The sequence below is a fragment of the [Scytonema hofmanni] UTEX 2349 genome (assembly GCF_000582685.1).
Taxonomy (GTDB): Bacteria; Cyanobacteriota; Cyanobacteriia; order Cyanobacteriales; family Nostocaceae; genus Hassallia; species Hassallia hofmanni.
The window spans coordinates 98,614-123,951 of the sequence record NZ_ALWD01000002.1 but is presented as its reverse complement, the minus strand read 5'-3'; the positions used below and the strand labels follow the sequence as shown (position 1 = coordinate 123,951).

Genomic DNA, 25,338 nt, shown 5'->3' with positions numbered 1-25,338 from the left:
TTTCACTTTAATAAAAATTTAGCTTATAAAAGTAGTCAAACAATTTATCAAATAAAACATGGATTATTGTCAAATCCTCCGCGTTCAGCAACTAAAACGTCCGGATATTCCCATGTTTATCCTCTAGCTGTTTGGCGCTCGGCGCGGCGTAGCCTTTGCCATTGCTTGTGACAGTCGTTTTTTTTTTAAGTTTGACGCACTGTTTCGTCTGAAATCGAATCTACCATATCGATACTGACCAAATGATCTGCCAACAGTTGCACCCAAATCGCGCGTGCCCAACATACAGGTGATTCTGAACAAGCTGTGGGAATTCCTTTATGCTTCTTGTCTTCCGTCAAGAGGAGCGGGGTTTGGGTGGTGATGGGCGAAAGCTTTTAATAAAGTCTAGACCGCTTGCATAAACCTACTCATAATTACGTTAACAAAAGCATATGTGGATAAATTTCCCACAGATATACCCCTAACACCAAACGTGAGAGTGTTTTAATCAAACAGTTCGGCTGGCAGAATCGCAAAGCGAGACTGATCTGGACCTGCTGCTGGGCGGGCAAACACGGCTTGGTTGCGGATTGCCAGGATTTTATCTTCATCGCGGATCAACGACGGAGTAAACGAAGAACGCACTTTAATTAGGTCTAGTACATCCACCTTTCCTGGTTTACCTTGATAAAATGCTTCCTCAGCAGCTTTTCTGACAGCATTGGCAATTTCCGCTCCTGTGCAAAGTCGGTAATCCCTGAGCAAAATTCGCCATTGCTCATCCGACCAAGGTGATTTGTCTGGATTTTGAAACTCTGGGAAATATTTGGATAGGTGCAAGTTAAAAATCTCATACATCGCCCCCTCATGAGGCAAATCGATAAAGAAAATATCGTCAAATCTTCGGATCAGCTCCGGTGGCAGCATCCCTAACCTATTCACTGTTGCCATCATGTAAACTTGTGATTGATGCTCTTCCATCCAAGTTAAAAGCTTTCCAGAGAGCCGTCGTGCCACACCACCATCAGCGTCGGAGTCCCACCCAGCAAAGCCCTTATCAAAATCATCAAAGTAGAAAATAACAGGAGCAAGGCTCTGGGCTAGTTCTAGTAAAAACCGGAGGTTTCGCTCTGACTCATAAGCAGTAGCACCGCGCAGCCCACCCCAGTCAGCCGCCAAAAGCGGTACTCCCATCTTCTTAGCGGCAAGTTTGGCACTCAAACTTTTACCGGTTCCTGGCGGTCCCCAGAGGATCATACCTTTAGGAAACTTTAACCCGTACTTTTCAGCTTCCGGGTCTAGCAATGCTGTCACCCTGTCGAGCGTCTCGTCGAGCAAGTCCAAACCCCCAGAAGAAGGCACATCCGGCTCGTTCAGATATTCCAACCCCCGCCCCCGCAGCTTGAAAACTTTGTGTTCTAGCACAACGAGTGCCAGTTCCTCAATTGTGAGAGCATTCGTCAGATTACGCTCTAATACCAGCCCAATCTCTCCCAAAGGTAATCCCTGGCAAGCCCGAACAAGGAGAGCCATCGCCAGTGGATCGTCTTTTCCTTCTGCAACGCCGGAATTTCTGCTGACAAAATCTGCAACTGTGTCGCGTACTTGTTCCCGCCCAGGCAGTGGGTTGGAGAGAATAGGAATTAAGGCTTGCAAATTCAAAGGTAGCTGGACATAATTTTCCAGTAAAACCCAGAACTGCTGGCTTGTTGCCCAAGACGCTTGGTAGAAAGCGTTCATCAATTGATAAGAACGTCGTTCACTGACCTGACCAATGTTGTCAAACTCTAGCACCCCCTCTAACAGGAAAATCCCTGCCTGCTTGTTCTCCAATAAAAACTGCGGTACATCCTTATTTGGGGCAATATCCGTAGGGAGCAAGATGCACTTATTTTGTCCTGAACGCTCCACCACCTGCTGAAGACAGGAATAACCGGGATTCCAGTAATAAACGGGCATTGAACGCTCTGCACCCCATTTGTAGAACTGGTTTAATATGCTTGCCCTATCAGTCGAATGATACTCCAAACCAACTATTGGAGTGCCTTTCGCGGCTAAGGCTGACCAATCTTTTATCAAGCGCATACACTAACTACCCTAAGAATATTAAGTAAATATTTTTATTTTTGTTTGAAACCTAATAACTTTGATAACAATCCCCAGTCAAGATTTAACTCTTTCTCAAGTTGTATAAATACATTCATAGCAGTAGAGGCAATTTATTTTTGGGTAGCGATCGCAGCAAAAAGTGCAATCTTCTTACATCTAAATTTCATTCATTAAATGAATTTAATTGCCACGGCAAACGTGGCAGAACCAAAAATGCCGCTAACGCGGCTATGAGCATGAAGTCAATAAATTAAAAAAAAGGAACTTCATGACTACCGCTAAAACTCGCACTAATACGGCTCGGAACGGAAACGGAAATGGTGCTGCCAGCACAAAAGCGACGGTATCAACCTCAATTGCTACAGCAAGAGGCAACGTCGAAGACCAAGCGATCGCATTACTCAAAGAACTTCGCAACGCAGTCTTCAAAGAATTTGGAGTCAAACTCCAAGTTCGCAACCAGCGAATCGCCACCAAAGTAGGTCACGCAAGCCGAGAGAAAATCGGACTTGACATCGCAGCCCAAGTCAAAAAGAAAAACGGGAAAAAGTTGGACTGGAACCGCTGGAACAACAAAGTATTTGTCCGGCTCTTCGGAACGCCAGACGCTCTCAAACATCCTACAGAAGTCGTAGCACTCGCCCTAGCGATGCTATACGACACTATCGATTTGACTCCCGAACAGGCAATTGCTGACCTGGTGGAATTTAATCGTCAGAGTTTAGAAAAGCGTAACTCATTCAACAACAATAAGCAAGAGGATGAGGACGATGCAGACCTCGATGACCTGGAAGACCTCGATGATGAGGAGGACGACGACGACTCCCAAGAGGAGTTCGATGATGAAGATGAGGACGACGAAGAAGAAGGCGATTCCTTAGAGTAAAATTGCAAACTGCCTGATTAACTAAAAAATGCTCTGCCCCCAAAGCAGAGTATTTTTTTTCTTTGAAGATTCAAGTTGAATTTAATTAAATAAGCAGCGATTGCTGCTAATACGTGAAAGTTTAAAACTTTGAATTTAACTGGATAATCAGCTACCGCTGTAAATGCCTGTGAACCGCTACAAAGGACACAGCGAAGCGAGTAAAGTTCAATTTTGAACTAACTGTAAATGCAGCTATTGCTGCTTTCCACATGATATCAACTGTTAAAAATGGAGAAAATGTAATGATACGTAAGTCTCAAGTTCAAGCCCAACCCAAAGCTAAAGCATTAGACCGCGTAATCCCATATGCGGAAAAATTACGTCTTATGACTTTGGAAGTCTTACGGGAAGAAAGCGGACGTGAACTGGAAAGCGTAGCCCAATGGAGCGGTGAAGAATTCGACTGGAAAGTTCATAATACTGAATTCCGTGAAGACTACAAAGAAACACCCTTGAGCGAGCTTATTCAGAAAGCAAAGTTATTGTACGGATTGGCAGACCTAGATGCCATCAAAGTACGTCGTAAGCTGCACAAACAGCAGCGTGCTGAAAGAATATCAGCCAAATCTGCCTAAATATGCATTGCCGTCACCATTGGACGGCAACCCCGCGACCCTAACCGTAGCGGGGTAATTTTTTTTCGGGGTTTGGGGCAATGTAAGATTTATGCAAACTAACTGTATTGTAGTAACTCAGGATTCACTTTTTGCAATCCAATACATCGCTACTCATGCCTGTACAACCAAGCTAACAATTCGCTTCATCACCTGCATAACTTCGTACAACTCATTTTCTCTTGGGTTGGAGAGAGTAAACTTGTTTGATAAAGCATAGGAGCGCGTCTGCTGATTCAGCTTGATAAAAATATAGTCTTCACCAGTCGTTATCATTCCAAAAATAAGGCGCATTTCCAAGTTAGGGTTTGCCATCATGTAAGCTAAAGTTTGTGGGAGAGCCTGCATAACGCTCAAACCATAACGCTTCGATTCAATTAACACCACCCAGAGTCTATTTTGCACAACCAAAGTATCAATGAATCCTTCTAATACGAGTTCTTCTTCGCCTCCATTTTCAATTTCAACCTTCACCAATTGCTCACTCTGAATCTTAAAAGGAGGATCGCACAAACCCATTAATTCCAGTAGTGGAGATAGCATAATAATATTGACAGTACCTTCTGTGATTGAACCGTCTGCGGCATAATAGAGGTAGCGATTTTTCAGGCGATTCAAAGATGCTTTTTCGCTATCTGTGAGTTCGGGTAAATCGTCAAACCATTCTGTGAAAAATTCGCTCTCGGCAGTCTGGCTTAAATTGAACTTGGCGTGCGCCTCATTCAGGTTAGTAATCGCTTTGGTAATCCCAACTGTTTGAACCATAAGTTATTAGCTCTCCATCTTTAATAGTAGATCGTATTATCTGAGCAAATACACGGTTTCTCAACGACAAGGTTGACCGTCCATGATTTGCACGCATATTTTATAGCGCGATGGCGCTTCGCGCCCGCCATAGGCATCGCTCTCGGTCGATAAATTTTAGGATGAAACAAAAGCGCTCAAGAGTGACAATTGTCACTCAAGGGCGTTTTTCCTTTTTAAAGTAACTATCGCGCTCGAAGAGAACGGGCAAAATCTAATACTTCCTGCTTACGTTCTTCAGACAAATGGTTAATCACAGCATAAATCTGTTCCGAGACTGGTAACCAACTCTTAGTTTTAGCTTTCCAGATAACTATAAATTGCTCAGATGATAGAGTACAAATAGCTAAAGTTTCTCCTTCTTCATTAGTAAACTCTACTTCATAAGTATTATCGTCATAACATTCTACAATCGCCCCTCGGACTCCGGCACGCAGGTTATATAAAGGCAAATTTACTAACAATTCAATCACATCAAACAGTTCTGGATAAGTCATTTTCGCCTCCGAACATAAAGCGTTACTAATCTAGCTGCATCGCTATCGAGTTCTACTATCCAACCTGTACGAACAATTTATCGCTGCCCTTGGGTTCCCGTAATATCCAAATCTACAGTGTAGCGTTGTCCATGCTCGTCGGCACGCCCCTTCAAGGCTTCAGCATCTAGGGCTTGAGTCGAAATTTGTTCTAGCAGAAGTTGATAGTTATCTATGGTAAAACCTAAATCACGCTGAAAAATTACCGCCTTGTCAGCACCTACGGGGTTATCTCTGTTGAGAGCGTAATCCGTCAGCTTGCGCTTATCTATAACAATGCGACTAACAATATCTCCCAGCTTCATCCTTGTTTACCTTCGATTTTAGCTAAAGCTCATCAAATGCCCCATTCTTCTTACTTTTTTGCATATTTCACGCGAGCGATCGCTCTCGGGCGATAAATTTTAGGATGAAACAAAAGCGCGAGAGTGACAATTGTCACCTATTTCCGGCAGGAGGCTCCCACTGTACCTGTACTCACACAGGTGTAGGTAGTTTACTCTTGACGTTATAACTACTCCTCTTTCTTAAATTGGCGCTTTTCTGGGGGTTGCACCCAAATCGTGCAAAAGCCTCCTGTGGCTGGTCTTCCAGCAATTTTCAAAGTAACACCCAGGCGCTTTACATCTTTGGTGCAGTCCAAATTGTCCAGGGAGCCGGAGTTCCACTTTATCAGATTGCGGGCAAACTTCCCTTCTTTACTCTGCGCCCAGCGCAAGGCTTCAGCTTCCTCTACTGTGAGGCGGCGCTCTTTGGTCAGTCCCCCGCCCATCCAGGGAGGAACCGTTATCCCCAACAATACACCGATTCCCACACAAGAGAGCAACACCGCCATTGCCGGTATCAAAGAAGTAAAAAATCGTCGCCCTTCTTTCCTTTCCGCTTGCCGAATTAAATCCCCGGCTGCTTTAGCGATCGCACTTTTCTGCTGCTCAATAGTAACTTGCTCCACCAAATCCAGACTACGCTTAATCTCAGAAGTCCATCCCTTAAACAGACGCTCTAGCGCCAGAGGAGATTCCTCCAACAACACTTCCAAACGCCCAGTAGCTAGCAAGACTAGAAAAATTGGATCATCCGGTTCCAACCCTGTCTTAACTACCAAATCCAACACCCTACGCCGGAATTCCTCAGTTTTTCCTTCCAAAACCACATCCAACAAATTTTGGGTTTTGGCATTTTTGAAAAAGGTCACAGTCGGTTCTCCTTCCCTTCTCCTGTCGGAGACACTTCGTGGTTTTCATGCGCTACGCGCTGTACGGGACGCTGCGCGAACGGAGACGCACTCGCGTTCGCTCCAAGTCAAAAGTCATGCATTTAAAAGGCAAAAGAGAGAATTGGTCTGGGAGCCGAAAATTAATCTCTGGTAAGAAATATAAAGATTTTTTTCGAGGCGCATAGCGACCAAAAGAAAAGGTGAGCGTAAAATCCCCAGACCGCCACGCACAGCGAACGGCGCTACGCGTTTTAATTATGGGGATTCTACGACTACTTTTTACTTGTTAAGGTAGCAAACCCGTATTTTTAAACTGTGCATAAGCGGACTTGAGAAAATTATGAATTCGCTGTTTCGACACAATCCCAAATTCATCAGAATCCCGCGCTTGGGCAAACGTTATTCGCTTCTCATCTACCATATTCCTTTCCCGGTAGCTAAATTTGGGGAAGTCAATTACCTGCACCGAATACTTATTAATAGTATTGTTCACTTCCTCCATCCCCTCGACATGAGACCAATCGTCACATAATCCCAAATTCCGCACCAAAACGTGGGGCATTTTGTCACCAAAATCCTTCACGGACTTTAAGAACAACTGCACGCTGTCATAACCACCGGTGCAGACAAACCACTTACAGAAAGTTAGAGAATGCTGCTTTCCTAACTCAATCAGTCCATTCTTGTTTATCCAATCGGACACTGGCTCATATACCTGAGCAGGTAAGTTTACAATCACGGACTTAGACATAGCCAACTCGAAAATTTTATCCGCTTTGTCAGCTCTCTTTTCATCCTCACTAAATACAGCTTCAAAGCAATCTGAGTAAATCCCAGCCACATCTGGATTGGAACGGTCAGCTTCCACTGCAACAATTGGCAGTGAATTATCCAAACAATATTGCAGCATGGTTCGAGCAACCAGAGATTTGCCTACACCCCCCTTTTCGCCATCCACCAAATGAATTATTGTCCTCTGCTTTGCTTGTAGGGGTTTGTGTCCAACATCCTGTTTTTCTGGAGTTGAAGTATTATCCAAATTTTCAGCTTCAAGTTGTGCATCTTGAGTTGAAGTATTGTCCAGTTTTTCAGTTTCAAGTTGTGCATCTTGAATTGAAGTATTGTCCAAATTTTCAGCTTCAATTTTTGTATCTTGAGTTGAAGTATTGTCCAGTTTTTCAGTTTCAATTTTTGTATCTTGAGTTGAAGTATTGTCCAGTTTTTCAGTTTCAATTTTTGTATCTTGAGTTGAAATAGTGTCCAAAGTCTGGTCTTCAACCTGAATATTTCCTATTTCTTCAAAAATTGCCTCTTTCTTCTTTCTTCCTCTTAAAGCCATATTCTTCTTTCTCCTTAACTTTTCCAACCGTTGTCATCCCAATCACCATCGCCAGTGGCTCGTTCTAGCTCCGATACCAATAACGAATTCTCCCTTGTTTCCTCTTTCAACTTCTTTGAAGGCAAAGAAGAAGATTCGGCTCCTTGTCCCGAATTTGTACTTCTAAAAACTGGCGATATCGAACTTGGGGAAACTAAAGAGTTAGGAGGAGTAACCCGCTCCAAACCAAAAGTTGAGCAAAGATAATCCGCCTGTCGCATCAGGGCATACACTGCATCTCTTGCCATCTGTTTTTTGTCTGCTTCAGATAAATCGGGATGCTTTAAACAAGCTAGTGGCAACCAAAACGCCCGCAAAGAATGCAACATCATATCGGTTGTCCGCATTACCACATTGTTTTTGAGATAAGCCAACAACACTGCATCCAAAGTGTGGGATTCTGGCTGATACCGCCAACAAAAATGCGCCTGCTTTATTCTCTCAGCCATAATTTTTTACCTTTTATGCCGCTCCCTCTTCATCTCTATCGGGCAATGTGTTAACTAAACTAGAGAAGTACAAAAACATTCCATACACATCAGCCAGTCGATTCCCCAACCCAAAAGTGTCTAGGGTTTTGGGAATAACCAATTCAGCATTCCAAAATAAAGGAATCCTGTCATAATGTTCGTTAAGTTCCTTTCTTAAGTAATCCGCAGTACCCCCGCAAAAAACAATTTCTTCCACATCCAAAGGGAGGGTTTCATCCAACCAACTGATGAGGATTTTGGCGTATTCAGGACGAGATGATTTAATAGCAGCCACAATTTGTTGAACATCAGCGGCTCGTAACTCTCTAGTCGTGCTTCTGGGTAAACGCAACAACGCTGCCGATCTAACCTCGTCACCTGCTTCCACAATTGCTGGGGTCAGACGCTTGGGGCTAAGTCCAGAAGTCTTGCTCATCACTTTCTCTAGCATCCTAATAAAGCCCAGGTCAGAAGTTTTCCCCTCACCTATGACCCCGCGATGGGAAACTAGAACACTAGCATTGCGATAGCCAATCATCGCTATGGCACAAACCCTAGTTTTGAGAACTTCTCCTACTTTCTTGCGATGCACCAGATAAATTCCACCCCCTTCTGGCTTGCAGTTGAAGGCTTTTAGGGACACACTCATTCGTCCTGTGGGAGTCTGATATCCAGCCAGCGACGATCGCAGCATCTTTTCAAAGCGATCTCTATCTTCGTATTCTCCGGGGGGCAATAAAACTGCGATCGCTACTCCTAATCGCGAACCCAGCCCAAGCTTCTCTTTAATCACCCAAATTGCTGCTAAGGTTTTGTAGATAGCTCGCTCGTATTTCAATTCCGATAAACCCGCATTGGCATAGAAGCGAGATTGAGCCAGATACCCTACGGCTCTATATTGCTCACCTACCGCTACCCAAGCTACATTCTCTGGATCTGAAGATCCTAATTTACCACCCTCGTACTCCAAGATAGATTCACGAGCTAAAACTGCTACCTCCGGTTCCATGCACAGCAACCGCGCTTTGTGATCTAAAGACGTGGCGTAAACAATTTTGGTAGCGGAGCCTCCAAAATCCAAAGCCAGAGTCAGCAGTGCTACTTTTTTCTGCTGAGTATTCGTACTCATTAATTTTCCAAGATTTTATAAGACATTTGACGCAATTTACAAGCTTGTGCTTAGAGAATCTCTGCATTTTTTAGGCAAATAGAAGATTTAAAAAGACACAATATTTAGCCTTAACAATTCTCCGAGTCCTAAAATTGCTTGCTTGTTCTTCTCTTATCTTCTTAACTCATTTTAATTACTTCTGAATTCAGACAAAAGATAGAAGTTATTTCTGTGCCTAAAGGCAGACTAATTGAGCAGATTATTCGTGTTTTTCCATTTGAGCAAGCCATATTTTATTTATATGTTTTTCAACGTATTTAGGAGGTTTATAAAACATAAATAATGGTTAGATTCGCCTTATTGACTAATTAAATACGCATTAATTACGCCTTACTTTCGCATTGTCGAAAATCATATTTTTACAAATTTTTTCGTGAGATTATTTCTCCAGTGGGAAGATGAAGAACACTCAACTGGAATAAGCTAACAGTAAGCACCAAAAGTTAAACTTACACTTCGCCTTATGGAAACTAGATCAATATTTACCTTTACGAAGAATGGCGACCACCGCACTACCAGAAAATTATGAATATTTGTTCGCGGCACTTTGTAAGAGCGATCGCCCAGAGTCTTCCGCGACGAGTTCGTTCAAAAAGACTGGGGGCTAGAGCGATCGCTCAATAAAAGAAGCGAAAAATTCTCCTTCTTCTTCAGCAGCGGCAAGCGAAGCGCGAGGGCGTCAAAGTTACAAATAAAAAAACTCAATCTTGAGCTATGAAAATTAAATGTCCCCAATGCAACAGCACGAAGACTCGTAAGCTTAAAGCTATTTATGAAGAGGAAATTGCCGATACCCAAGCTACCGGAAGTTACAAAGGTATCCATTTTGGTAGACACGGCATCAGCAGCGAATCTGGCAACTTTAGCAGTGGAGGTCGAATAGAAACACGACTAGCCCAACGAGTGGCTCCTCCTTTGCCTAAAAATGTCGGGAAAGTTTACGAGCAGTGGGCACTTGTCATCGCTGTTGCGATCGCGGGGATTTTAATAAAAGCAATTTGGTCAATGTTCACAGTGGCGATTGGCTTTTTTCCTCTAGAAGCTTGGGTGCAAATTCTTAGCCTAGCAGCAGTACCACTGATTATTATTTTGGTTGCCGCTACTTGCTTGTTGCTTTGGAAAAGAAATCGGGTCAATGCTCGCTACAAAAAAGAGGTCTATTTGCCTGCCCTAACTAAGTGGGAGCGTCAAGCCCGGTGCTATCGATGCGGGCATATCTTTGATAGCACCTCGGTAGATTAAAAAAGCGATTACAAGTAGCTGACATCAACACGACTCATTTGCTTTCTTGAAGAGCCGCCACAGCACACCTGCCCTCTTGGGCTGTCAAAAACTTTTTTATTCTCATAACTTAAAAACCTTAACAATGCCAAAGAAAACACAGCAAAGTGCCAAATCGCCTCTCACCAGTGGCAACATTCCCGTCCACTTCAATGCTTCGGATTATCAAAAAGTGAAAGCCAAATCCAAAGAAGCAGGTTACAACTTAAGCGAATATATACGAAGATGCGCCTTATCTCGCCACCTTCCCCCTATCATCACAGACATTTCTATCGACACCTACAGGGAATTAGGACGCATTGGTGCTGACCTGAAGAAACTAACCGCCACGCTACAAGATTCGGTAGCTTCATGTCAACAGGACATCCCTATAGACCTTAACCTCCTGCACCAACTCCAGTCCTTGCTGATCCAGACTCGTAAAGAAATAGCGGGAATCGAGACCCAAACAAACAATTCCCAAACCAAAGCAGGCACTACAGCAGACATAGTTAAAAAACAACCAGGATGATTGGTAAGCAAATCAAGGGAACTGACTTTTACGGCTGTCTGGACTATGTGCTGGGCAAAGAAGGAGCCGAGCTAATAGGCGGCAATATGGTAGGAGAGACACCAGCTGAATTATCCCAAGAATTTCAGTTATCTGTGCAGCGTCACGAGAGGACGCGCACTAAAAAGCCCACCCGCAAAGTTGTTTATCATGCAACCTTGAGTGTGCCAGCAGAAGAAACACTGGAGAATGAAACTTGGTGCGCGATCGCAGAAAATTATTTGCAAGGTATGGGATTTGACGACAATCAGTACATCCTGGCGCGTCATACCGATACTGAACATAACCATGTTCATATTGTAGCCAGCCGTCTGAGACTGAATGGCTCCACTGTTTCTGAATGGCAGGACTACAAACGTTCTGAGGAATTAATCAGGGATTTGGAGAATAAGTACGAACTGACACCAGCATCATCAAGCTTTGAAAAAGACCGCCGCTCTCCAACCACGGGAGAACGCCGTCTCTTTTCCCGAACCGGAGAAACGAGCGTTAGAAAGAAACTGCAAGATACAATTGACCAACTGACCGAAGATAGTCCCACGATGCCGGATTTGGTTCAACAGCTAAAAGACCAAGGCATTGATGTTAAGGTGTCGCCAACACCAACCGGAGAAATGGGCATTAGCTATCAGCTAAACGGCGTCGCTTTTTCTGGCACCCACTTGGGTAAAGCATACACTTTCAAAGGATTGCAGAAATACAGGGGTGTTAGTTACAGCGAGAAAGAAGCTATCGAGAAAGCATTACGTAGCCCGACCGAGGAACAGCAGCAACAACAGGCTCAACTCGCACATCAAAACCAGATTCGGAAACGCCAGGAGGAAGAGATAAAATCCCGTACCGAAACCACCACCTCGCCTGATTACCCAAAAGCGCCAGACAGATTGGACAGCGACCAGCAACAAACCGCAAGCCCCGTCAATCAATCGCTTGAGCAACTAAAACAGCAGCAACAGGCAGCCACGACGCGGCATAAGAAGCGATCGCCTCAGGCGGGGCTTCGCCCATCGCGTCTTAAGCAACAACAGTCGGTTATCTTGGGGGACGACAATACATCAGGTTATGGAAAAAATGCTATATATGATAACATCAGCAAAGTCAAGCGTGAACAAGAGCTTTTTGACGTGACAATAGGAACCGCCTCGACTATTGGGCAGCAACGGCGACCCAAAGATGTGGATGGCGACCAACGTGAAACAAAGCTACACAAAGGGGAATCCGAGGCTGCCCAAAATCTTGACCAGCAACAACTTACTGACCAACAGCAACCCAAGGAGGCTAGAGCAACAACGAGCGTTGCACAACAGCAGCCGGATCAAGACGCACTAAAAGAACAACCATCAATGCTGGCGGAACGACACAGCAGGCTGTTGTCAGAATCAGAGTTTAATCAGCAGGCACCCTCCCAAACAAAACCAGACACGCAGCGCCAGAAACCCGACCAATTGGGGCAACCCATGAACCAAGCACAAACCCAAGAATCTGACACCCAACTTGAAGATGATGAAGTGCCTACAGCAAAGCGTGTCCGTTGGCGATCGCAGTCAAAGCAGCAAATTCTTCATAGGGCAGAGCCAATGCCTACGTCACAGTCTGACGAGATGCCCCAAATACCGGAACAACAAACGAACGACGCATCACCAGAAATCTCAGCCCCAGTGCTGCCCGACCGAAACGAGAACAACTGGCATAAGGTGCAAGAGTATTTGGTAGGCGATCGCTTGCTGCCTGAGCAAATGGTAAAACTCTTGCACGCCAAAGGTTGGATCTATGCGGACGATGAAGGTCAAACTGTATTTGTCGGGCGGACTCTTGACGGTGAACCGACCGGGGCATTTGTGCTGAATGATAGCACATTCTCTTCTATTCGCCTTGGCTTCGATGAAACAGCTGCCCCTGATGATCCGAACACAACAACGGGCTGCTTCTGGGTAGCAACCATTACCCCAATTCAAAGAGCAGTTCTTACCAGCGATCCGGTGGAAGTGCTTTCAGTAATGGCTCTTGACCCGGACTTTAATCAAACGCCAACTTTATACTTGGCTGCCGATAGCGTCAAAGCAATTCCCAAAGAATTTCTGGAGAAATTACCTAATGTCGTAGTGGGTTTGAAAGGGGATGAAGAAGGCAATGCAGTATCTGAAGAAATACTTGCTGTTTTACCCCAGGCTAGACGAATAAACCCTGGTATGGCTGGCTGGAACAAGATACTAACTGACGAAGATATAAAATCTGAGGTACAAAAGCTTCATAAAAAGCAGACATGCGACCAAGGCTTAGATATTGATTGATGCTCCGAAGTGACTAAATGGGAGTCACTAGCTCTTTTCACCGCTCCTAAACAATTGAACAAAGTTGCACTTGTTCAATTGTTTAGGAGCGCAATGTTTACATTCTTAGACTCATGTCTTTCACTACACAAAATGGCTCAAAGGTGGAGAAGGTTTACCATACCAAAGTCAAACTCACCAAGTCAATGAAGGTCTTTCAAAAGCCGAAACCCAAAGTAAGATTGTTGCCCTTTATATATACTAAAATTGAGGTTATCATCTTGGCTTGATTTGTGAACACTCTTTAGCATATTGACCCCGTGTGTTACCACTAGGACACAAAAAGTCGAAACTTGAAGAAGAAATTTCAATTTGTGGGTATAATCCTTTTGCTTGCTGATAATATTGAAGGGCTTTATCAATATATTTGTTTTGGTTTTGAGCAATTACTTTTATGTCATTATCTTTTAAGGTTTTTTGCTCTTGATTGAGTTCTTCTGGTGAATTGTACGCAGGGTCTTGCTTGATTGCTGTATTAATAGCATCGAAGGCTTCGTTCTTTTTTCTAGCCTTCAAAGCTTTGATATCTGCTGCTTCTTTACTTTTTCCCTCTTGTATTACTAGTTTGGCAGCTTTCACCCCTTCTATTAATAGTTGAGCAGTATCCGCAAGATTTAGGGCATACAAGCGCTGTGCTTCTTGTTCGGGTTTAATTCCTGAATTAGCAAAAGCTGGGTCTTCTTGAGCGATCACTTTTTCAAAAGCCGCTGCTGCTTCTTCGAGTTTACCCTGCTTTGCTGCTGTCAATCCTTGTGCTAATTGCTGAGAAGCCTCAAATAGATTTTTTGCGTGTTCCTCTGGTTTAAAGTCTAAAGTTTGACCTTGTTGTTGAGCTTCTTTGAATTTAGCGATCGCTCCTTCAGTATTTCCTTTACGTGCTAAATCTCTTCCCTGCTCAATCAGCAACTTAGCATCAACTGCTGGTATCTTACACAGATTGCGAACCTCTGAAGTTATGGAAGAATTGGTGCGTAGATAGTTTCGTGCTAAAGCACAACCCCCTTCCAACAACTGATCAAAATTCAAATTCCAAAGAATCACTCGGCCATCATCACTTGCAGAAGCAAGAGTTTGACCATCAGGACTGAACTCTACATCGTAGACACCGTCTGTATGCTTTTTAATTGATCTTAATAAACTACCATCACGACCCCACAAAATCACGCTTATATCTGCACCCGCAGAAGCGATAATTTGGCTATCGGGGCTAAAAGCAACATTAGTAACTCCTTGAGTATGACCATACAGTGTGTTGATTAATTTGCCATCCCGATTCCACAGTCTGACTGTACCATCTGTACTGGAAGAGACTAGGAGTTGACCATCTGGGCTAAAAGTAACCGCTTGAAGTCTATTTTGATGTCCTACTAAATTTTTTTGAAACTCCCACGAATTGCCTTCTTTCCTCCAAAGTTTAATTATGTTGTTAAAATCAGCAGAAGCTAATAATTGACCATCAGGACTAAAACTGACACTACGAACACCATTTGTATGATCTGAAAGAGTTTGAATTTCAGTCAATGAATCACCTTTGTATTCCCAAAGGATGACTTTTTTATTAGCATCACCGGAAGCTAAAGTTTTTCCATCAGGGCTGAAACTAATGCTATAAGACTCGTTACCTATATTTTTTGAAGTAAGAAGTTTACCTTCTCGACTCCAAAGATTGATAGTTCCATCATTGCTAGCAGACGCTAATGTTTGACCATTAGGACTAAAACTAACTTGCCAAATCCATCCTCTATGTGCATCAATTGATAGCTTTTTATCCCATTTTTTGCTATTTTCATTCCAATTCCAAAGGCTAATATTGCCCTGATTTCCCTTTGGAGAATGGCTGGCTGAAGCGATTGTTTTTCCATCAGGACTAAAGCTAACACTCTTGACTTTTTCTTTGTCATGTGGCAGATATTTAAGTCTACTATCGATGTTCCAAAGCTTAACAGTTCCGTCCTCGCTAGCTGAAGCTACAGTTTGACCATCATCCGTGAAGTTTACAGCTAAAACTCCTCTGTCATGTCCTGATAACTCCAAGTTCTTTGGCTTTAATTCTTTACTTTTTGGTGGCTCGCTGTCGTAATTTGACCTCAAAAACCAAACTCTAACGCTTTTATCCGTACTTGCTGAGGCTAACAGATATTCACCAGATTGGATCTTCGGACTGAAGGATAACCCCCGAATCTTATCTGTATGCTCATCTTTATCTTTTTCAATATTATCAACAATTCCGATATATGTTCCGTCTGACTTCCAAAGCTTAATTGTAGCGTTGTCGCCACCAGTTGCTAAAAATTTTCCATCTGGACTAAAGCTTATAGCAAAAATCAGACATCTTTTCTCATTACACTGCTTGGTATCAATTGATGTTGATTTGTTATTTTTTACGTTTAATAATGTGAAAGTACCGTCCTTCGACCCTGATGCAGCTAAGATTTTTCCGTTAGGGCTGAAACTCATGTCTAAAATCCGAAAGCCTATTTTTATCGTTTTGATTAAGCTACCATCCAACGACCAAAACTTAATAGAACCATCGGTACTTGCTGATACTAAAGTTTTTCCATCTGAACTGAAAATTGCTCTATAAACTTCATTTCCATGCCCTAAAAATGTTTGGATAAGTTTGCCATCTGCCAAATTCCACAGCTTGACTGTTCCATCACTGCTTGCAGAAGCAAACATTTTGCCATCAGGACTGAAGCTAATACCACGAACAAAACGAGTATGCCCCTGAATTGTTTGCAGCAACGTTCCATCTAAACTCCACAGCTTGATAGCACCATCTTGATCTCCCGATACAACAGTCTTTCCATCTGGGCTAAAACTAACATTGTCAATTCGCTTCCCGTGACCTTTAAGGCTGTTAATTTCTTTTAGGTCATAAATTGCTCGTCCAAGAGTAGCCACAACTCTAGTTCGGGTATTGGAAGTGATGATAGCAAGTGGATTTTTTAAGGCGTTAGCTGCTTTTATACTTTCCACTAAAGCATCAACTTGTTTATTAGAATCAGAGAGACGGTTTGAGTTTTCCGCTAATTTTATGATTCCAGTGTTTTGCTTACTGTTCCAGATCCAAGCCAATGCCCCAAATAACAGAGGTACTGTTACTCCAAGTACGACTCTATTCCTCAACAAACGTTGCTTTTGTTTTTGAAGTTCTTCTTGTTCTCTTTTTCGCTCTCGTTCTTGTTCGGCTCTTTCTATTTGGCGTTCTCTTTCTTCTATTTCTTGTTTTCTTTGAATACTTTTTTCAACAAATTCCTGTGCATTTTTGTCAAAAAACACTCGAACAGGATGCTTTTTGAGCGATTCGAGAAAGATTTCTGCTTCTATCAGTTTTCCACCTGTTAGGAGATAGTCCTCAGCGCGATTTCTGGCTATCCATTCTTTCGCTTCAGCCTCAATTTTTCGCTCTATGCGGATATTGTTTCGACTCTCATTTAACCATTGACGCAACTTATCCCAATGACGAATTAGTGCTTCGTGAGCAACATCTACAACTTCCACTGGCTTTGAGCGGCTTCCTTTTTCGACTTGCTTGGAGGAGTCTCCCTTTTGAACGATTGCGCTAGTCACGAGTAACCTGACTTTTTCACTCACAAGTTTCTGGAGAACTTGCTCGACTAGTTTAGGGTTAGAATGGGAGTCTAACAAATCTTGCTTACGTACTTGTCGGCGAGTATCTTCAGTACCTTCACCAAGCTGTGTGAGTTCTAAAAAGATTTTCTGGGCTATCTGTTTTTCATCTTCTGATGATAAATCATCGTAAACTTGATTGGCTGTTTTTTCTAAGGCTCCTCGGATGCCACCCAGATTAATATAAGCTTGCACTGTTAGGCGATCGCTCTTGCGTTGGTTCCACAATGTCCATAAAGTATGTTGCAGAAGCGGTAACATTCCCGGCGACTCAGCAACATCAGCAATCATTTGAGTGACTAATTCAGGTTCAATCTCTAAACCAACTTTTTCAGCAGGTTTCTTGATCGCATCTTTTAACTCTTCTTTATTCATGGAAGAGACGATGACTTGATGGTTTTGAATCTTTTGAGCCAAATTACTGTATTCAGTACACTTGTCAAAAAAGTCCGCCCGCATGGTTATTACTAGATAGTAATTATTACTTGAAAGTTCTAAAGCACCTAGTAGACAATCAAAAAAATTCTTTCGTTCTTCATTATTCTTACAAAGAGTAAAAACTTCCTCAAACTGATCCACCATTAGCAAGACGGGCTTTTGAATAACTGTAATTAACGCTTTTAAACCAGCTGCACCTTGGGCAATAGAATTTTGAGCATGAATTAGCTGTGAACTTTTCTCAGCATCTGATACCTCTGAATTCACAAATGTTAATGCTAAACTTTGCAGGGGGTGATCTCCTGGTCGAAAGTCTTTAAACTGCCAAGTTTCGCTACCTGATAATTTGCGTCCTAACTTTAATTGATAAAGTAAACCTGCTTTCACAACACTAGACTTACCACTTCCTGATGCTCCTAACACAGCCAAGAAATTACCAGTGTCCAGTTTGTATATCAACTCGTCAATTAACTTTGTTCGCCCATAGAAGTGCTTCACGTCTTCATCATTACACTCAAAGTCTTTCAAACCCTTGTAAGGACAAATAGCTTGTTCTGATTTAGTCCCAGGTTTTTCTGTAGCTACCACGGTTATCTTGGTGAGGTTGATGACCTCACCAGAGTTGTAATAGACTGGAGTTTGGGGAAAAGAGTTGCGTTTCTGACTCAGTAAATCTATCAAACGGTAATTAGTAACCCATCCTTGTTGGGGAGGTTCCAGTCCTTCTAGCAGTATTTTAGTAAGTACACTGTGTGCTTTACCAATTTCTTGATAAGCAATCTCGAAATCACGGCAAGCAGCAATAAAGCATCTGTCTCGCACTTTTCCCTTGTTGCCCGGATTTGCCTCAGCATCAAAATTTAGCAATGCTCCACTATAGCAGCAATCTAAAATGATAATCTGCTGCGGTATCTCACTTTCTTGTAAGAGTTGCTGCAACCATCTTAGAGATAAGCCGTATTTACCATGTTCTTCATTAAAATCAGTGGTTGCTAAAAATCCTTCTCTCAAACCATTGGGTTTAACCCACCCATGTCCAGAAAAATACAGTAGCGCTGTTTCTGGCAACTGTGTGCTTTCTGGCTTAAACAGTTGGGTTATTGCTTTTTCTAGATCAACGAAATTCACTGGATTTGATGAATGAACGCGAATCGTCTTATCCTTTTTAAACCCCATTGCAGGTAGTCGCGTTACGTTAAATTCTCCGTAGTCTTCTAACAGTTTTGCGATAGCCTCCGCATCTTGTGCAGGTGTCGTTAATTTACATAGTTTAGACGAAGGCTCATAAAAATTAATACCAACTACCAATGCATCCCGGCTCATAGCACACCCCTAAGATAACTGCTGAATAGCATTATTACTTAGGTGCTACAAAATCTCAATTCAATTTTCCGGAAAGAGTAATTTAGAAATTGTGGTAATTACTGAGCTATTTACTCTTGGGAGTTGATAATGACCAAGCTTACACCGATCAAGCTAGATGACAACACGATTATCTATATCGAAGCTAGCGAAGACGTGGACTTTGCTTTAGTCGAGCCAGAAACCACTTTTGAAGAAGAGGAGGAAGAAGCACTAGTTGGTAAAGGAATGAGTCCCGTGCAAATACGGCAAAAAATGATCCAAAATTTTCAGGTAATTCACTCCACAATTCGGGCTTATACTGTTTGTTCCTTAAATGCATTTAAGCAAATTCCCATTACTAATGTAAATAAAGTTACTTTAGAATTTGGCATTGAATTAGGTGGAGAAGCAGGTATTCCTTATGTAACAAAAGGCACGGCTAAAAGTAATATGAAGATTACTGTGGAGTGTTCGTTTCCTGAAAATAAACTTGAAATAAAATAAATGCTTTCATCTCAAAGTTAGACATTTTGAGATAGTGTAGCGCATAAGAAGCCAAGCTATCTCAAAATAGAGCAAGAATAATTCATCAGTATTTATCCTGACCTCAAAGAATGGCTAAAAGTTACATTTAACAAAAGTTAACCGACTAAATTACAGAATTTTACAAAAATTTTGGCTCAATGCCAAGAGCGCCCTAGCCTCGGATAAAAAGCGGCGTTCCCGTGTAGCGATCGCAGTGACCAAACTTTAATAAAACAAGGAGACTTACAAGGAAACCGCAATCACTCAGGCTATAAATTAGCACGAAACCTACTGGGTACATCTGCCATCTTGGAAGAGCAAGGCATAGCTTACTATCCGACACCACAAAGCCTATTCCGCCAATATTGCAAACGCTGTAACCCACCTTTGGACGCAGAAGAAGCTTTATCAATTTGGCAAAGTGCCAACAGCAAACCCGCTTATCCTACCACATATAAGAGCGGAACTAGCTCGTCGCGGCTACTTGGACATAAATGCAAGCCCTTTAAATTAACGTTACACATAAAGCCAGTGAGGATACCGCAAGGAGGGTTTTAGCATCTTAAACACGGTTGTGAACTTAACCTGCCAATTACGGTTAATTTATCTCCTCTTCTGGATATAAACTAAAGTTTCGGGGGTTTTTCAGCATAAAAGAGTTACCCTCCTTGATTAAATCCCCAATGCAGATAATGGGCTTTCGCTCCCAGTAAGCTTTCACTGCTATATTGTATTCGTCTTCATTTAAATTAATGTGGATTTTCCGCAACTTATCCACAACAACACCCAGAATTGTAATGTTGCCACTTTTTACTTCGGCTAACGGTTGAACTTGTGTCACAACTCCTTGAATTTCGATATTCCCCACTACTGTAATTAGCTCGCTCAAAATATCCAACTGCGACCGATTTTCTGCATTTTCCAAAATTTCCATAACTTCGTACATTCGACGGGGGTAATCGTCGAAATCCTGGTCTAAGGGTAAATAAATCTTTAATTTATCTTCTGAGAAAGTGTCCCTAGTCCAACTAGATACTTGAGCAGGAACGCGGGTTCTCTCATGCCATCCTTTAGATTGCAAATAAGCTGCCACCTGACGGGGATCTAAACTTTTCAGGATGTCACTATCACAAACAATTGCTTTCATAATGTGCCTTTTGTCTCGATTTGCTGCATAATATTTTTAAGAGCATTGACTGTAAATAATTGTGAACGAGGCAAATAGACAGTCACGGTTTCAGTATTTTGTGTCTCTGGTTGCCCTTTTAATGACATCCAGTAGCCGCAACGCCGCATACAGAGTTCGGTTTCTGACTGATTCACCCATTCAATTAGATTGTCAGGAATTAACACTACAATCAGGATTTTGGGTACAAGAGTTTTTTGCTTTCTCAACTCATTATAGTTTTTAAGTTTGAGAGGATATCTAATAAATTCATCACTCATTACATCTATTGAAGTAGATTTAACCTGCACTTCGAGGCGAGGTGGATAAAGCGAATATTCCTGTTCTGTACCTGAAATGATGATGTCGATGCCGCCAATATCTGTGGGTCTGGATGCTATTTGGCATGAGTAACCCGCAGCTGATACAACAGCATATATATAAGCATAGCTAAATTCTTCTTTTTGGATGTTCAAATCCATTAAACTGACACTTTTGTATTAATATGTAATGTTAGTAATAGTGCTGATTAAATTTTTCAACATTATCTAATTTTACGATATATACGCGACTTTTGCTGCTTTATATTTACTGAAAAACTACGTTTTGGAAATGAAATACCTGGTAAGTAAGACTGTCGATAATTAGTTTTCGCCATTCGTTTTGCCTCTTTAATTGTCCACTGCTTATCAAAAGGTAAAGCTGGAACATCTTGAAGAGAAACTAAACAACTGTAATCACCAGTAATTTTAGCGATCGCACTAGCAATTACTTTACAGCAAGAATCTGGATGTTGCACAACTTGCTTTTCAGAAAATCGAATTACAATCCAGTTATTATCAATAAAAAATTGGTTCCGACGGCTGTCCTTGCCTTGGTCTACGCAATGATGTGGTTCTCCTGTACGTCCCTCATACGGTTCGTCAACTTCAATGTCTACACCTAAACCGGATTGCTGGTGGTAAAGGATAAAATCAGCCGAGTAACGAAAAGACGAGTCAGGGATTTGAAATTCCATACCCTGACAAACAGTTGGAAAATAACGAAGTAAATAGCGAAAAAACTGCTGTTCGCTTACCCCTTGCTGGGCATTACTGGAATTACAGGGCAATTGAATACGACCATTGAGCAAAGCTTTCAGCTTCTTCTGACGAGTTTGCAACAGTAAAGAATTCTTTTGAGTACCCGTCGCCATTTTCAAACGATGGTCGTAACGATTTTCATACTCGGACAATCGTTGTTTATACCGTGTTTTCGCCCTAGAATCGCACTTTAGCAAGTAATACCAAATCGCTATTCCACTAATTGCAGAGCAACCCAAAGCTAAAGAAAACGCAACTAATGAAAGCCCAAACAACCACTGAGTCACCACTAACACCCCCACGCTAATCAGCCAACCCTGTAGTACCCAAATATAAGCTCGTTCATAAAACTGAGGCGATCGCGACGGCACAGGAGGAATAAGCTCTGGTGTAGCACCTGAGTCTTGAATTGGTAAGGGATTTTCTACACAAAAACTGTTGACTAACATCGGGTAAAGAACCACTGGATAAAGACCATTACTCATAACTCAATCTCATAATATTTTTTTATACTTATTTAAATTATTTTGGCACGTATATAACCCACATAACTAACATCAAAAGCTGTAAATAAAACAATTATTAAGATATATGCGTTCAGTTCATTAAGTCATAAATTAGGTGTTATTTAGTAAAAAGCAGAAACTAATTTTGTCGTTATCTTAGTTTGAATTACATCTTTAAACTAACAAAAACTAAAAAAGCACGTCCTTATAAAAGACAAATACCGACGACTAATTCATAAGTCAAGTTGCACAAGCCATCAACTTATAGTGGCACAAAAAATTTTAAATGCCCTCTACCGCTTAAAGATTGAGAACATCTTTCCTAAGGAATATTGACCGTCCATAACGCTTCTTTCAACCGCATCAATACCCTCTTAAAGTCAATTGAGCATTCGTTGCACGTATTGCCGCGCTACCGCGCTATGAGCGTTAAATGTTAGCAACATTACTCCCACGTCCTAACTTTCAACACTATAGCCATTTCTAGTAGCACTAACAATGATGCCAAAACGAGTTACAAAACCAAAGTTATCCACATTTGAACATCAGACGACCATTAATATCCTACCAATTCCCATGTCATCTGAAGAAAAACTTGATTCAGAAACTATGGTTATCATCAACCAAATTGAAGCCGAATGGGACTACAAACATAGCTGCGGAAGGTGGTAAAAATGTCTTACTTAGCTCAAGCAACCTTAGCCAAATATTCATTTGAAGCTGTTGAACTTTGGACACAATTAGAAAGCGCCCAAACCCCAGAAGAAGAGGAAGCTATTCTCAAAGCACTCTGGGAAAACCAGAAAAACCAAGAAACATCAACTGACACTCAAGCCGAGCTAGCTTTGCAGCTGGATGCTGAAATAGTTGGGATCAAAGCACGCCTTGAACATTTAGTAGAAATTCATAAAACGGCACTTGATCGCTTGCAACGCTGGCGACTTTCCTTGGATTCTACCCTACTGTACTTCCACTCCACTGGAGTTTTACCAGATAAATTAGTGGGCAAATCCCGCCACATTACTATCAAAGAAAACCCGCCTAGTTGTGAAGTACTGATTCCTACGGAGGAATTACCCCAAGAGTACATCAACCGAAAAGAAGTGGTTACTCCTGACAAAAAGAGAATCATCGCTGATTGGAAAAAAGGCATACCCGTAGACGGTACGCATATAGAACGCAAACGAAAAGTCGAGTACGGAATAATTGCGAAAAACATCCAAGACGTTCAAGATAACCATCAAAAACGTAATGGAAAAAAGAAAGTCTCCGCAGTAAAGTAATTCATACACTCAAGCACCATAAAATGAGCATATTTGGTGCTTGAGGAATTAGCAAACGAAGTACAACTGATTATAAGAGCGAATACGCATATCTTATCAAGAGTCATTTCACTTATCGCATAAATTACACCCCTTTAAACTACTTACCTTTCACGCTATGCCAAATTTATCTTCACACTTATCTCCTCCTTTCAACAACCATTATCAAAGAATACTCGTGCCATCACGCGCACTATAGCAACATGAAAAGAAGCAACCAACAATATCAAACTATTGAAGTATCCACACTGGACACCCTCTCCCACCACATTGACCGAGAAAAAATTGTTTTAGGAATCAGCGACGAACACAACACAATCGCAATTGTCTTCCCAATTAAAGACGGGAAATTATTCCAAATACTGGGGGATATCCGAGAAAATATAGCCGATGCTATGACTGCTGGTGTCAGAGAAGAAGTCGATGATCCAGATCCACTTCTGTTACTGAGCGACGAAAACAACTAGTACAACAAGGCAAAAGTAAAAAGTAATAAATCTGAATACTACGGGCTTTTTACCCATTGCAGATGGGTGCTTTATTTCCGCCACATTGTACTAGCACGATTCAATAGCACCACAACACTGATTCAGTAATAAGCAATAAATGGATTTTAGCCGCTAAATGATTGATTTTTCAGCGCTGAAACTTAGCGATTGAATTACTGAATTAACGCTTCACGACTAACTAAACCCCAAATTTCCTAATGTGGAATAAAATCTGTAGTCTAAGGGGCGATCGCCCCCACAAGCAGAACAATTGACTATTGTAGAAAACACGCATCATGAACTGGCTAACTCCAGAACAAGCTGTCTCATTGCTTCAACTTTCAATTAGCCCTGCTACTCTCAGTTCTTACCCCAATCGTTCTCAAAAACACAAAACAACAGAAGAACGGTTCCAAGAATTAGGACTTCTTTTTGAGCGCGATCGCTGGTCATCAGGTGCATCTGATTACTTGGCACTTCTCCAACCAGCGTCCAAAAGTGATGAACTTAACGACAACTCTTCAGGTGATTCACAGCCAGATGAACAAAAACCAATAGTTGACGCGCCTTCTTCAGCTTTATTAAATGACGAAGTGGACGAGTTGAATGATGACGACTTAGAATCCCAAAACTTCGAGTCTGAAACAAACTCAAAAGAAGAACAATTAGAACCGTACATCTTTGAAAAATGCACAGTAAAGCTAACCATTACCTTTCTACCTGATGACAACTCTCCCGAAGGTAGAAAGGTGATGCTGGCAGCCAGTAGCCACGGCGACTTTCCTGTTAATAAAATGCTGCGACTTTATGAAATGGGCGAATTACCACCTGCTATCACTAACCTTCTTAACGAATTAGTAGCAGATTTTCCCAACCGACAAGTGCGACGGGCTATTTCCTACGCGGCTCTTAAGAAAACCAAAAATAAACAACCCGCTGCTTCTCCCCCTGTCAAAACTAAAGAAGAAAACCCTACCAGCAAAAATACACAGCTAACGCTGTTTGGGGTCTAGTTCAACATTTAAACACAATAATTCTACTATGGTTAAAGTAATAGTGTCTTTTGAGGGACAACAACATCCTGTAGATGAAAACATTGCTGCTAACGACCAATTACTGCGCGACCTTTTTACACCTTTTTATCCCGATATGGCAAATTCTGTGATTGAGAGGAAGCCAGGAGAAATTATCAAAATTATAAAACGAGCGGGTCCTAAAGGTGCGTCACCTCTAGAGGTTTTAATAACCTCACCTGAAGAAGTTAATCCAGCAATAACCATGTGCCGAAAAGTTCAGCATATGGAATTGATGGGAGAATTTGATTACGAAAGTATGAACGCCCTTTCTAATGAAATTGAAGAAGCCATTAAACAGGGAACCGAATACTCTAATGTAATTCGGAAAACATTGCGCTTGTTACAGAAAATTCTGCCATCACCAGGCGCAATTCCAGAAGGGTTCTAGCA

Annotated in this window: 23 protein-coding genes and 1 pseudogene; 12 read left to right on the top strand and 12 right to left on the bottom strand. The window is 42.0% G+C overall.

All coding sequences use genetic code 11. From position 1 onward, the window contains the following. Window positions 1-12: 12 nt before the first annotated feature. Window positions 13-127: pseudogene (locus TOL9009_RS50685) on the top strand (IS701 family transposase); the annotation flags it as partial. A 359-nt stretch (window positions 128-486) separates the two neighbouring features. Here TOL9009_RS50685 and TOL9009_RS0100710 read toward each other — a convergent pair. After that, window positions 487-2,067 (bottom strand): ATP-binding protein, encoded by a 1,581-nt coding sequence (locus tag TOL9009_RS0100710; RefSeq protein ID WP_029630476.1) that lies wholly within the window; start codon window positions 2,065-2,067, stop codon window positions 487-489. Window positions 2,068-2,359: 292 nt separating this feature from the next. Here TOL9009_RS0100710 and TOL9009_RS46715 point away from each other — a divergent pair, with 292 nt between their 5' ends. Both TOL9009_RS46715 and TOL9009_RS37285 read left to right on the top strand, forming a co-directional pair. After that, window positions 2,360-2,977, top strand: a complete 618-nt coding sequence (locus TOL9009_RS46715) for a hypothetical protein (protein ID WP_029630475.1) — start codon at window positions 2,360-2,362, stop codon at window positions 2,975-2,977. 284 nt (window positions 2,978-3,261) lie between these two features. Beyond that, on the top strand, window positions 3,262-3,594 hold the full coding sequence (locus TOL9009_RS37285) for a hypothetical protein (protein WP_242055133.1): 333 nt from the start codon (window positions 3,262-3,264) through the stop codon (window positions 3,592-3,594). Window positions 3,595-3,747: 153 nt separating this feature from the next. Here the strand turns inward: TOL9009_RS37285 and TOL9009_RS0100695 are convergent, their stop codons facing one another. The 7 genes from TOL9009_RS0100695 to TOL9009_RS37270 all read right to left on the bottom strand — a co-directional run bounded on the left by TOL9009_RS0100695 (window position 3,748) and on the right by TOL9009_RS37270 (window position 9,166). Next, entirely contained in the window at window positions 3,748-4,398 is a 651-nt protein-coding gene (locus TOL9009_RS0100695) for a hypothetical protein (RefSeq protein WP_029630474.1), read from the bottom strand. Window positions 4,399-4,622: 224 nt separating this feature from the next. Beyond that, complete coding sequence (locus TOL9009_RS0100690; RefSeq protein WP_029630473.1) at window positions 4,623-4,934, bottom strand: DUF4926 domain-containing protein; 312 nt, start codon at window positions 4,932-4,934, stop codon at window positions 4,623-4,625. A 77-nt stretch (window positions 4,935-5,011) separates the two neighbouring features. Then, window positions 5,012-5,278, bottom strand: a complete 267-nt coding sequence (locus tag TOL9009_RS37280) for a DUF6883 domain-containing protein (RefSeq protein WP_199341256.1) — start codon at window positions 5,276-5,278, stop codon at window positions 5,012-5,014. 209 nt (window positions 5,279-5,487) lie between these two features. Then, window positions 5,488-6,168 carry a DUF6753 family protein gene (locus TOL9009_RS0100680; protein WP_029630472.1) on the bottom strand — a complete coding sequence of 227 codons (681 nt, stop codon included), beginning with the start codon at window positions 6,166-6,168 and terminating at the stop codon, window positions 5,488-5,490. A 307-nt stretch (window positions 6,169-6,475) separates the two neighbouring features. Beyond that, a complete protein-coding gene (locus TOL9009_RS48665; protein WP_144238097.1) occupies window positions 6,476-7,528 on the bottom strand; it encodes a P-loop NTPase family protein in 1,053 nt (350 codons plus the stop codon). 14 nt (window positions 7,529-7,542) lie between these two features. Then, the gene (locus TOL9009_RS41825) at window positions 7,543-8,016 is read right to left on the bottom strand and encodes a hypothetical protein (RefSeq protein WP_051502718.1); all 474 of its coding nucleotides are present in this window, start codon (window positions 8,014-8,016) and stop codon (window positions 7,543-7,545) included. Between the two features lie 13 nt (window positions 8,017-8,029). Next, entirely contained in the window at window positions 8,030-9,166 is a 1,137-nt protein-coding gene (locus TOL9009_RS37270) for a ParM/StbA family protein (protein WP_051502717.1), read from the bottom strand. Between the two features lie 756 nt (window positions 9,167-9,922). On the opposite strand from TOL9009_RS37270, the gene TOL9009_RS0100660 reads away from it, so the two are divergent. The 3 genes from TOL9009_RS0100660 (at window position 9,923) to TOL9009_RS41820 (ending at window position 13,330) form a co-directional block, all read left to right on the top strand. After that, complete coding sequence (locus TOL9009_RS0100660) at window positions 9,923-10,450, top strand: hypothetical protein (RefSeq protein ID WP_029630470.1); 528 nt, start codon at window positions 9,923-9,925, stop codon at window positions 10,448-10,450. 124 nt (window positions 10,451-10,574) lie between these two features. Continuing rightward, on the top strand, window positions 10,575-11,000 hold the full coding sequence (locus TOL9009_RS0100655; protein ID WP_144238096.1) for a plasmid mobilization protein: 426 nt from the start codon (window positions 10,575-10,577) through the stop codon (window positions 10,998-11,000). Then, window positions 10,997-13,330 (top strand): relaxase/mobilization nuclease domain-containing protein, encoded by a 2,334-nt coding sequence (locus TOL9009_RS41820; RefSeq protein ID WP_051502716.1) that lies wholly within the window; start codon window positions 10,997-10,999, stop codon window positions 13,328-13,330. The genes TOL9009_RS0100655 and TOL9009_RS41820 overlap by 4 nt, the downstream gene beginning before the upstream one ends. Window positions 13,331-13,585: 255 nt before the next feature. On the opposite strand, the gene TOL9009_RS0100640 is transcribed toward TOL9009_RS41820, so the two are convergent. Further along, window positions 13,586-18,763, bottom strand: a complete 5,178-nt coding sequence (locus tag TOL9009_RS0100640) for an nSTAND1 domain-containing NTPase (protein WP_029630468.1) — start codon at window positions 18,761-18,763, stop codon at window positions 13,586-13,588. A 129-nt stretch (window positions 18,764-18,892) separates the two neighbouring features. Between TOL9009_RS0100640 and TOL9009_RS0100635 the strand changes: the two genes are divergently transcribed. Further along, window positions 18,893-19,288, top strand: coding sequence for a CU044_2847 family protein (locus tag TOL9009_RS0100635; protein ID WP_029630467.1), 396 nt, complete (start codon window positions 18,893-18,895; stop codon window positions 19,286-19,288). Between the two features lie 619 nt (window positions 19,289-19,907). Here TOL9009_RS0100635 and TOL9009_RS0100630 read toward each other — a convergent pair. From TOL9009_RS0100630 to TOL9009_RS37255, 3 genes are all read right to left on the bottom strand, one after another. Then, entirely contained in the window at window positions 19,908-20,456 is a 549-nt protein-coding gene (locus TOL9009_RS0100630; protein ID WP_029630466.1) for a hypothetical protein, read from the bottom strand. After that, complete coding sequence (locus TOL9009_RS0100625; protein WP_029630465.1) at window positions 20,453-20,956, bottom strand: DUF4365 domain-containing protein; 504 nt, start codon at window positions 20,954-20,956, stop codon at window positions 20,453-20,455. Before TOL9009_RS0100625 ends, TOL9009_RS0100630 begins: the two co-directional genes overlap by 4 nt. Before the next feature lie 62 nt (window positions 20,957-21,018). Next, entirely contained in the window at window positions 21,019-22,041 is a 1,023-nt protein-coding gene (locus TOL9009_RS37255) for a hypothetical protein (protein WP_063628663.1), read from the bottom strand. A 519-nt stretch (window positions 22,042-22,560) separates the two neighbouring features. Between TOL9009_RS37255 and TOL9009_RS46705 the strand changes: the two genes are divergently transcribed. The 5 genes from TOL9009_RS46705 (at window position 22,561) to TOL9009_RS46700 (ending at window position 25,336) form a co-directional block, all read left to right on the top strand. After that, window positions 22,561-22,734, top strand: coding sequence for a hypothetical protein (locus TOL9009_RS46705; protein WP_186227440.1), 174 nt, complete (start codon window positions 22,561-22,563; stop codon window positions 22,732-22,734). 2 nt (window positions 22,735-22,736) lie between these two features. Continuing rightward, window positions 22,737-23,345, top strand: coding sequence for a siphovirus Gp157 family protein (locus tag TOL9009_RS37250; RefSeq protein ID WP_038295544.1), 609 nt, complete (start codon window positions 22,737-22,739; stop codon window positions 23,343-23,345). Window positions 23,346-23,587: 242 nt separating this feature from the next. Continuing rightward, window positions 23,588-23,851: a hypothetical protein gene (locus TOL9009_RS37245; RefSeq protein WP_038295542.1), complete on the top strand. Its 264-nt coding sequence runs from the start codon at window positions 23,588-23,590 to the stop codon at window positions 23,849-23,851. 317 nt (window positions 23,852-24,168) lie between these two features. After that, window positions 24,169-24,885 (top strand): hypothetical protein, encoded by a 717-nt coding sequence (locus TOL9009_RS0100605; protein ID WP_029630463.1) that lies wholly within the window; start codon window positions 24,169-24,171, stop codon window positions 24,883-24,885. A 28-nt stretch (window positions 24,886-24,913) separates the two neighbouring features. Continuing rightward, entirely contained in the window at window positions 24,914-25,336 is a 423-nt protein-coding gene (locus TOL9009_RS46700) for a hypothetical protein (RefSeq protein ID WP_029630462.1), read from the top strand. The last annotated feature ends 2 nt before the right edge of the window (window positions 25,337-25,338 follow it).

Coding starts and splice junctions, on each gene's coding strand:
- TOL9009_RS0100710 (WP_029630476.1), bottom strand. CDS start 2,067: ATGCGCTTGATAAAAGATTGGTCAGCCTTAGCCGCGAAAGGCACTCCA.
- TOL9009_RS46715 (WP_029630475.1), top strand. CDS start 2,360: ATGACTACCGCTAAAACTCGCACTAATACGGCTCGGAACGGAAACGGA.
- TOL9009_RS37285 (WP_242055133.1), top strand. CDS start 3,262: ATGATACGTAAGTCTCAAGTTCAAGCCCAACCCAAAGCTAAAGCATTA.
- TOL9009_RS0100695 (WP_029630474.1), bottom strand. CDS start 4,398: ATGGTTCAAACAGTTGGGATTACCAAAGCGATTACTAACCTGAATGAG.
- TOL9009_RS0100690 (WP_029630473.1), bottom strand. CDS start 4,934: ATGACTTATCCAGAACTGTTTGATGTGATTGAATTGTTAGTAAATTTG.
- TOL9009_RS37280 (WP_199341256.1), bottom strand. CDS start 5,278: ATGAAGCTGGGAGATATTGTTAGTCGCATTGTTATAGATAAGCGCAAG.
- TOL9009_RS48665 (WP_144238097.1), bottom strand. CDS start 7,528: ATGGCTTTAAGAGGAAGAAAGAAGAAAGAGGCAATTTTTGAAGAAATA.
- TOL9009_RS41825 (WP_051502718.1), bottom strand. CDS start 8,016: ATGGCTGAGAGAATAAAGCAGGCGCATTTTTGTTGGCGGTATCAGCCA.
- TOL9009_RS37270 (WP_051502717.1), bottom strand. CDS start 9,166: ATGAGTACGAATACTCAGCAGAAAAAAGTAGCACTGCTGACTCTGGCT.
- TOL9009_RS0100660 (WP_029630470.1), top strand. CDS start 9,923: ATGAAAATTAAATGTCCCCAATGCAACAGCACGAAGACTCGTAAGCTT.
- TOL9009_RS0100655 (WP_144238096.1), top strand. CDS start 10,575: ATGCCAAAGAAAACACAGCAAAGTGCCAAATCGCCTCTCACCAGTGGC.
- TOL9009_RS41820 (WP_051502716.1), top strand. CDS start 10,997: ATGATTGGTAAGCAAATCAAGGGAACTGACTTTTACGGCTGTCTGGAC.
- TOL9009_RS0100640 (WP_029630468.1), bottom strand. CDS start 18,763: ATGAGCCGGGATGCATTGGTAGTTGGTATTAATTTTTATGAGCCTTCG.
- TOL9009_RS0100635 (WP_029630467.1), top strand. CDS start 18,893: ATGACCAAGCTTACACCGATCAAGCTAGATGACAACACGATTATCTAT.
- TOL9009_RS0100630 (WP_029630466.1), bottom strand. CDS start 20,456: ATGAAAGCAATTGTTTGTGATAGTGACATCCTGAAAAGTTTAGATCCC.
- TOL9009_RS0100625 (WP_029630465.1), bottom strand. CDS start 20,956: ATGGATTTGAACATCCAAAAAGAAGAATTTAGCTATGCTTATATATAT.
- TOL9009_RS37255 (WP_063628663.1), bottom strand. CDS start 22,041: ATGAGTAATGGTCTTTATCCAGTGGTTCTTTACCCGATGTTAGTCAAC.
- TOL9009_RS46705 (WP_186227440.1), top strand. CDS start 22,561: ATGATGCCAAAACGAGTTACAAAACCAAAGTTATCCACATTTGAACAT.
- TOL9009_RS37250 (WP_038295544.1), top strand. CDS start 22,737: ATGTCTTACTTAGCTCAAGCAACCTTAGCCAAATATTCATTTGAAGCT.
- TOL9009_RS37245 (WP_038295542.1), top strand. CDS start 23,588: ATGAAAAGAAGCAACCAACAATATCAAACTATTGAAGTATCCACACTG.
- TOL9009_RS0100605 (WP_029630463.1), top strand. CDS start 24,169: ATGAACTGGCTAACTCCAGAACAAGCTGTCTCATTGCTTCAACTTTCA.
- TOL9009_RS46700 (WP_029630462.1), top strand. CDS start 24,914: ATGGTTAAAGTAATAGTGTCTTTTGAGGGACAACAACATCCTGTAGAT.